Here is a 1,203-nt window from a genome sequence, read left to right on the forward strand (position 1 = left end):
CAGGTGCTGCTGGCCGCCTTCCTTGCGCTCACGCATCGCCTGTGCGGCCAGGACGACCTGGTGATCGGCACCGATGTGGCCGGCCGCCGGCACCCGGACCTGGAGCCGCTGATCGGCTTTTTCGTCAACGTGGTGCCGCTGCGTTCGCGGCTGCCCGCCGCCACCGGCAATGAAGCCTGGCCCTCGTTCACCGACTGGCTGCAAGCCAGCCAGCGTGCGGCGCTGCAGGCGCTGGACCACCAGCTCACACCGTTCGACGAGATCGTCGAGCTGGCCGGGGTGCCGCGCCCGCGCGACCGCAACCCGCTGGTGCAGATGCTGTTCGTGCTGCAGAACACGCCCGAGGTGCGCTTCGAGCTGCCGGGCGCGCGCATCGAGGTGCTGCCGCAGCAGCTCAACGAATCCAAGTTCGACCTCGCCGTGTTCGTGCGCCAGGACGGCGGCGCGCTGCTGGTCGACTGGGTCTACGCCACCGCGCTGTACCGGCGCGAAACCGTGGCCCGCCATGCCCAGGCCTGGCAGCAGTTGCTGCAGGCCATCGTGCAGCAGCCCGGCCAGCCGCTGCACACCTTGCTGCCTTCTCCGGAACGTCTGCCCATGACCGCTGACCCTTCTTCGTTGACCGCCACGCCGCCGCGCAAGCTCGACACCTCCGCCAAGCTCGCCGCGCTGCAGGCGCTGAAAGGCCCGCGCGCCGCAGCGCCGGTCCAGCTGGTCGGCGGTGCATTGCAGGCCCGCCCGCTGCAGCCCGGCCGCAACTTCCCGCTGGTGCTGCAGGCGCAGCAGCCGGGCCTGGACCTCGCCGCCTGGGCGCGCGGCCATGCGGATGAGGTCGAGGCCTTGCTGGCGCGCCACGGTGGCCTGCTGTTCCGCAACACCGGCCTGCACACGCCGCAGGACTTCGAGTGCTTCGCCGAGGCCATCGAGCCGCAGCTCTACGGCAGCTATGGCGACCTGCCGAAGAAGGAGGGCGGGCGCAACACCTACCGCTCCACGCCGTATCCCGAGGACGAGATGATCCTCTTCCACAACGAGAGCGCGCACCTGGAGCGCTGGCCGCGCAAGCAGTGGTTCTTCTGCGAGCTGCCATCGCCGGTCGGCGGCGCCACGCCCATCGTCGACGGGCGCGAGATGCTGCGCCGCTTGCCGGCCGAGCTGGTGGCCGAGTTCGAGCGGCGCGAGCTGCTGTACGTGCGCACCTTC

General features: G+C 70.9%; 1 protein-coding gene. It reads left to right on the plus strand.

The window, feature by feature from the left end; genetic code table 11:
* Positions 1-1,203, plus strand: a 1,203-nt coding sequence (locus FKP22_RS31035) for a condensation domain-containing protein (RefSeq protein WP_211361681.1), incomplete at both ends; no start/stop codon positions are given.

Source organism: Ideonella azotifigens (assembly GCF_006519715.1).
GTDB lineage: Bacteria > Pseudomonadota > Gammaproteobacteria > Burkholderiales > Burkholderiaceae_C > Ideonella > Ideonella azotifigens.